We start from the raw sequence: 6,126 nt of genomic DNA on the forward strand, positions 1-6,126 counted from the left end.
AAACCAAACTAGGTTGGCTTGGACTCATGTGAATCTTAGAAGCGCTGCGCTAACATAGCGATTTGTTTTGGCGTCTTTGCAAGCTCAGTCGCGTCACCATTACGCCAGTAGATTTCTTCTCCAACATACGAAAGTTCCTTCTGAGGCGGAATAGTGATGATAATAATACCTAAGCCGTAAAATGAATTGAAATCCATATTTGACAAAACTGAATCCCTTAGCGACGGAGATATTTCAGAATTTTTTATCGCATCCTTCCATTTCGAGAAATAGTTTTCTACCGATATTCCGAGAACCTTTGCTTCTCGATTAACTCCAACAACAAATCGCTTTCCTACTTTCTTAGGCTCTATGCCATCCAGAGCCTTGATCCTAGTCGAATCAGCATCTTTGTCAGTAACACCAATAATCACCTTACCGATTCTGTTTGGTCCATTGTTAGCAATCGCACAGATAGTCTTGATGACCTTATCGATAATTTCTTTATCAATTTTGCGTTGATTAGAAAGCAAAAGCATTCCCTGTTTTAGCTCATAATCAGAAAGTTCAATCTCTGCTCTTCTGATGGCACTCTCAATATCAGTTGTAGCATGATTTCCATAAATCTGAGCTCGAATATTTGATTCAATGAAAAACTTTCCAATAAGCCCTTTGATTTGATCTACATTTTTGCGCCGCTCGTCAGGTGACGTACCCTTTCGGCTTGTGGCTATCCTATCAGCCAGATCCACAATGTTTGTTCTAATGCCTGAATAATCTATTATCTTCTTACCCTCTTTAATTATTAACTCGTGAAAGGCAATTACAAGGATTGCGAAAACAGATGGAAAAGGGTTAGTTGTTCTCGTGCTAAATACAATACTCCTGAGTTTTTCAGTCCCACCCTGATTACAAACCTTAATAATTTCATCAACACAGTATTTGAATTCCTCAGCAAATTTTTTGCTGCCGTATATCTCAAGCGCATCTGTGACTCGTTCTGATTCCGAGCTTCCAAGCTTGTAGATTTCATCAAGAGCATCTTTTGAGCGCTCGATGATCTTTCCACCCACAATGCACGCAGCTATATCCGCAATGCATTGTTCATCCATGCTGTCTCGCAAGTCAGTTGAGCGCAGGATACCTTGATTCACCCAAAATACTTCATTAGCCTGAACTTCATAACCGTGCTTCGTCATCGGTAGATCGATACTGATAGATGGCATCGACTTAAGTGGAAGAATATCGGCGGACTGATCTCCTCGAAGAGTGCAAGCAATTTCTCTAACCATGTTAGAAAAATCGTTTTGTACACCAGACTGACGTCTTTCTTGGTCACTCAAGCGACGTCCATACGTGTTAACCCTATTGAAAACGTCGTTTATTTCTGCTTCTGTCGCATTACGCATCACTGAGAAGGCAAGAGTGTAGTCCAGTATCGTGCTGACTTCTCTCTGAGAGAGATACGAATCTGCCTCCTTCTTCGGTACAAACAAGCCTTCATCTGCACGGCTCTTCGCTGTTGGAAAGTACTGAAGATCGAAGTACTTTCCATCTGGAGTAGAGAATGCCGTTTCGATGAATGCCATAATAGCTTGCAGTCTTTGCAAGCCATCAATAATTTCGTAGGTTCCCGGCGAGCTATCCCGCTCCGCAATTAAAATCGCTGGTACAGGGTATTTTTTAAGAATTGACTCGATTAGCTTCTGCTTTTCCTCGAGAGTCCAAACCAATTTTCTCTGGTACCGACGGTTTACATACAGCTTATCTTCCCTGTACAACGTATAGACTGACTGGATTGACGTCGGCTGAGAAACCAATTCGGCCATTTTGTAGTTCTCCGCTTGCAATTAAGAGCTAAGCCTTAAGTTGTTTGATTATAGCCTGGTAGCCTTGTCTACAAGCTGATGATATTCCAGCAAATACTCCATCACCGTCAATCCCAGCAAGTCAGAATCATAATCATAAACATTCCGACCCTTCCCACTGGGATTAACCCTTGGCACAACGACGCTCTTTTGTCGCTAATACTTACATTAGTAGACTTTTAGTAGACTTTAGATGGTTTGGTATGAAATCAATGGAGGATAGCGGACTTGAACCGCTGACCTCTGCGGTGCGATCGCAGCGCTCTACCAACTGAGCTAATCCCCCTTGTCGAATTTAGATTCAATCTAAAATCAACTGACTGGCATTCTGTATTCTAGCACTCGGTTATACTGGGCTGCGGATCGTGGCGGGAATAAACTTCCTGTATCCGGTCTAATTCCAGATCCCAAAAATAATCCACCGTCCAGTTAGCTTGACGTTGCAGCATGTGAAACGGGTAAGTATTTGCTATCCCAACCACATCCATCCCCGCACGCTTCGCCGCTGTAATCCCGACTTGGGTATCTTCTATTACCAAACACTCGGACGGTTGCAAGTTGAGATCGGGATACATTTGATTCAGCCGCTCGACTCCCAGCAGATAACCATCCGGCGCGGGCTTGCTAACCATTAGGTCGTCCCCCGTCACGCTTCCAGAAAAATACTGAGCAATATTAGTGCGATTCAATACTATTTCTAATTCCGCACGCAGAGCGCCGGTGACGACCGCGAGTTTAAGATTAGCCGCTTGTAGCTTTAAAATAAAATCTTCTAAGCCCGGAGAGATGGGTAATTGGGACATTGTCTGTAACAGACTTTGGTAGGCTTGAGTTTTGCGGGCGATTAAGGCGTTGAGGACGGCATCCGAGACGAAGCGACCGCGACGGAGTAGGATATCGTTGAGACAGGCGCGATCGCTCCTACCCAAACAATATTGCCGAAACTCTCCCCGTTTAGGTCGCAGATTCTCCTCAATCAGAAGCTGTTCGATCAGCTGCTCGTGGATCGGCTCATCCTTGATAATGACACCGTTGAAATCGAATAAAACCGCCTTTAAACTCATGCCGATGTGCTAAAAAGCTGGGGCTGCAAAACCCTCAGAATCAAATGGGATGTATGTTGAAGATGCAGCTGATGCTGTTTGTCCGGGAATGGGTTTGATTCCTTGGGTGAGTTGATGCAGTCCCCACACATCGTGGGTGCAAACAGCCTCAAATCCCGCCGCCCCCATCCAGGCATCGACGCTACCCGCCGCATAATCCTTAATATAAGGTTCTTCAAAAATATCATTTAGCCAATCCACTAAGCGCAGAGTTTTTTGATTTCCATCCAAAATCAAGACTTGTCCCCCCGCGACGAGTAGTCGGAAACACTCGCGCAGAATTGCCTTAGTTACCGCCGGTGGCGTTTCGTGGAATAATAACGCAGCCGTCACCACATCAAACGCAGCATTGGGTAACCCAGTTTCCTCCGCATTACCGTGACGCCATTGGATATCGAGTTGGGCTTTTTTGGCTTTATATTCAGCCGTTACCAGCATGTAGGGCGACAAGTCCAAACCAATCACCTCTGCTTGGGGGAAGGCTTGTTTTAACAGTAGCGTGGTGGAACCCGTACCGCAGCCTAAGTCTAATATGCGTCGCGGTTTTCCCCCGATGGCGTCGATTAAGCCTTGGCGCACCCAGGTTTCGTTGGGTGGTAGGACGTACTGGGTAACCGGATCGTATGATACCGCAGCGCCTGGGTTGAGATATCCGCGTTCGATACCGTGGAAGTTTTGGCTGCTGTAGTAGGAAGGGTAGGTGAGAGTCGGATTGCGTATGCGCGAGCTTTCTTTCTCCCAATCAATGCTCTCATAGAACTGCTGCAACGCCTTCTCATCGATCAATAGCCGCACCACTGGCGCTAAGAACCGTTCCCAAAGAGTATCTTTCCCAACTGCCATAATAATTTCCCCGTTCGTAGTAAGGACAAGAGTCCTTATCCCAAGATAGGGCAGCTTTCAACCTAGCCTTCCCCCTTCACAAAGTTTGACATCCTCCCCACCGTAATGATGGCGATTCCCAAGAATCACTTCTTAGGCTTTCTGGTTACTCCCTTGCGAGATTTCGGCACTTGCCTAGCCATTTTTGACCCCGGTAGTACGCCTGCACAGACAGTTTCCATTCCCCGAATATCCACGGGTACTAAGTTCAATCCACGCAATAACACCATCTCAGCAGCAGCATGATCCCGATGAGTTTGATAACCACATTCAGAACAATGATGATCTCTGACCTCCAGAGATTTCCGCACCGTTGCACCACACTGTGGACAAGTTTGGGATGTACCGTTGGGATTGACACGCATGAAGAATGCGCCTCGTTTCCAACACACCCATTCCAGCAAGCTTAGGAACGCACTCCTCGATGCATCAATACAGTCTTTGCGAAGCATTCCTCGATTGAGGAAAACCGTGTTGAGGTCTTCAGCAAAGATGGTCTGAGCTTGATCGCAGAGCTTATGCGCGGTTTTGAGATGGAAGTCTTTGCGAGTGTTGGCAATGTGATGATGCCATCTAGCGACCTTGATTTGCGCTTTTTCCCAGTTGGCAGAACGCTTCTGTTTTCTACTTACTCGACCTTGCAGCAATTTCAGCTTGCGGTGTTGAGACTTGAGAAACTTGGGGCGCTCAAAAAAGCTACCATCCGACACCGTTGCGAATCGTTCCAGTCCCAAGTCAATCCCGATAGATCTTCCGTGGAAGGGGATATCAGGAACAGAGACATCAGACTGAATCGAAATCACCACATACCATTGCGTTCTGTGCGCTTTCGCCAATACCCGCACCTGCTTGACCTTGAATCCATCAGGAATAGGACGAGACAAGCTCATGGGGACATTGCCAATCTTCGGCAGATTGATGTTGTCCCCAGCAATGGGATTTGTCTTGAACTGTGGAAACACAAGCATACTTGAATTGTCCAAACTTCAAGAAGCGTGGGAATCCATGCCCCCGTGCTTGAAAAGCTTCCCAAGTGTCATGCAGGCGGCGAATCGTCGTTTGCAGCACTTGAGAATCGACGTTTTTCAATGCTGTCCAAGACTCTTTGAGTTTGGGCAGATCGTTCTGTTGACGATGGTAGGACGGGAACGGCACATCAGCAGGGATAATGTATTGTAACAAGTCACTTAAAATCTTAGCATTTATTTACAATTATTAGCATTTATGACGCAAGAGTGGCGGCGGCTACTGTTGGGGGGCGGCGGAGAATCGTTGTAAAACTTAAATAAAGTTCTGCCAACGCGGTAACTAAAACCTGTAAAATTATAAGTGTTTTGGTTGACCAGCTTTTAGGTTTTCCATGCAACTGGTTGAAAGACACATTATCAAATCAACCCATCCCCTATTTTCAGAAATAGACGACCTGAGTTTTAAGTCAAAAAATATTTATAATGCAGCGAGCTATATTCTGAGAAAGAATTATTTTTATGGCTGGGGGGATCTCAATTACAATGCCCTGCAAAAACTGATGCAAGCCCAGCCGCAATATAAAGCGTTGCCAGCTAAAGTAAGTAAGCAAATTTTAATGTTAATAGACAAGAATTGGCAGTCGTTTTGGTCAGCAATCTCTGCATATGTGGCGGGTAATCAAAAGTTTTTAGGGCGACCAAAAATGCCCAAGTATAAAGATAAAAAAACCGGGAGAAATATGCTAATTTATACAGCGCAAGCCATCAGCAAAGTTCAGCTGCGGCGCGGCATTATTAGTCTATCAATGACTAACATCCGCGTCAAAACAAAAGTGCAAACTGCTGCTATTCGTCAGGTACGGATAGTTCCGAAATGCAATTGTTACACAATTGAGGTAGTTTATGAACAACAAGAGTCCACCCCGTCAACTGTTGAGGGTGATGCGGTAGCAGCAATAGATTTAGGAGTGAATAACTTGGCAACGTTAACATCAAATCAGTTGGGTTTTGCCCCTCTACTGATTAACGGACGACCGCTCAAGTAAATCAATTATTTTTACAATAAGCATCGCTCAATGTTACAATCATCGCTGCGGGGTAATCGTACCACATCTTCGAGGATTAAAAGTCTCACACGCAAGCGCAACCAAAAAGTAGATAATTATTTGCACCATGCTAGTAAACTGGTGGTGGAAACTTTGGTGGCTCATCGTATAGGTACGCTAGTAATTGGTTTGAATCCTTTGTGGAAACAAGCAGTTTGTCTGGGAAAAGTCAATAATCAACATTTTGTTTCTATTCCCCACAAGCGGTTTGTGGATATGC

At 45.1% G+C, this 6,126-nt stretch carries 6 protein-coding genes, 1 tRNA gene and 1 pseudogene; 2 read left to right on the forward strand and 6 right to left on the reverse strand.

The genetic code is table 11. The annotated features are described in order from the left end of the window. Positions 1 to 35: 35 nt before the first annotated feature. The 6 genes from ACE1CM_RS45480 to ACE1CM_RS45505 all read right to left on the reverse strand — a co-directional run bounded on the left by ACE1CM_RS45480 (position 36) and on the right by ACE1CM_RS45505 (position 5,014). Entirely contained in the window at positions 36 to 1,808 is a 1,773-nt protein-coding gene (locus tag ACE1CM_RS45480) for a DUF262 domain-containing protein (protein WP_374886190.1), read from the reverse strand. Positions 1,809 to 2,060: 252 nt separating this feature from the next. After that, positions 2,061 to 2,133 (reverse strand) — tRNA-Ala (locus ACE1CM_RS45485). A gap of 49 nt (positions 2,134 to 2,182) precedes the next feature. Then, on the reverse strand, positions 2,183 to 2,911 hold the full coding sequence (locus tag ACE1CM_RS45490) for an HAD family hydrolase (protein WP_374886192.1): 729 nt from the start codon (positions 2,909 to 2,911) through the stop codon (positions 2,183 to 2,185). Between the two features lie 9 nt (positions 2,912 to 2,920). Continuing rightward, on the reverse strand, positions 2,921 to 3,793 hold the full coding sequence (locus ACE1CM_RS45495; RefSeq protein WP_374886193.1) for a class I SAM-dependent methyltransferase: 873 nt from the start codon (positions 3,791 to 3,793) through the stop codon (positions 2,921 to 2,923). 125 nt (positions 3,794 to 3,918) lie between these two features. Beyond that, positions 3,919 to 4,722, reverse strand: coding sequence for an RNA-guided endonuclease InsQ/TnpB family protein (locus tag ACE1CM_RS45500; protein WP_374886194.1), 804 nt, complete (start codon positions 4,720 to 4,722; stop codon positions 3,919 to 3,921). Then, positions 4,697 to 5,014, reverse strand: a complete 318-nt coding sequence (locus tag ACE1CM_RS45505) for a hypothetical protein (protein ID WP_374886195.1) — start codon at positions 5,012 to 5,014, stop codon at positions 4,697 to 4,699. Before ACE1CM_RS45505 ends, ACE1CM_RS45500 begins: the two co-directional genes overlap by 26 nt. Before the next feature lie 178 nt (positions 5,015 to 5,192). On the opposite strand from ACE1CM_RS45505, the gene ACE1CM_RS45510 reads away from it, so the two are divergent. Together ACE1CM_RS45510 and ACE1CM_RS45515 are read left to right on the forward strand one after the other, a co-directional pair. Continuing rightward, positions 5,193 to 5,846, forward strand: a complete 654-nt coding sequence (locus ACE1CM_RS45510; RefSeq protein ID WP_374886197.1) for an RNA-guided endonuclease InsQ/TnpB family protein — start codon at positions 5,193 to 5,195, stop codon at positions 5,844 to 5,846. A 30-nt stretch (positions 5,847 to 5,876) separates the two neighbouring features. Next, a pseudogene (locus ACE1CM_RS45515) lies at positions 5,877 to 6,126 on the forward strand (RNA-guided endonuclease TnpB family protein); the annotation flags it as partial.

The sequence above is a fragment of the Microseira sp. BLCC-F43 genome, assembly GCF_041929235.1.
Taxonomy (GTDB): Bacteria; Cyanobacteriota; Cyanobacteriia; order Cyanobacteriales; family Aerosakkonemataceae; genus Microseira.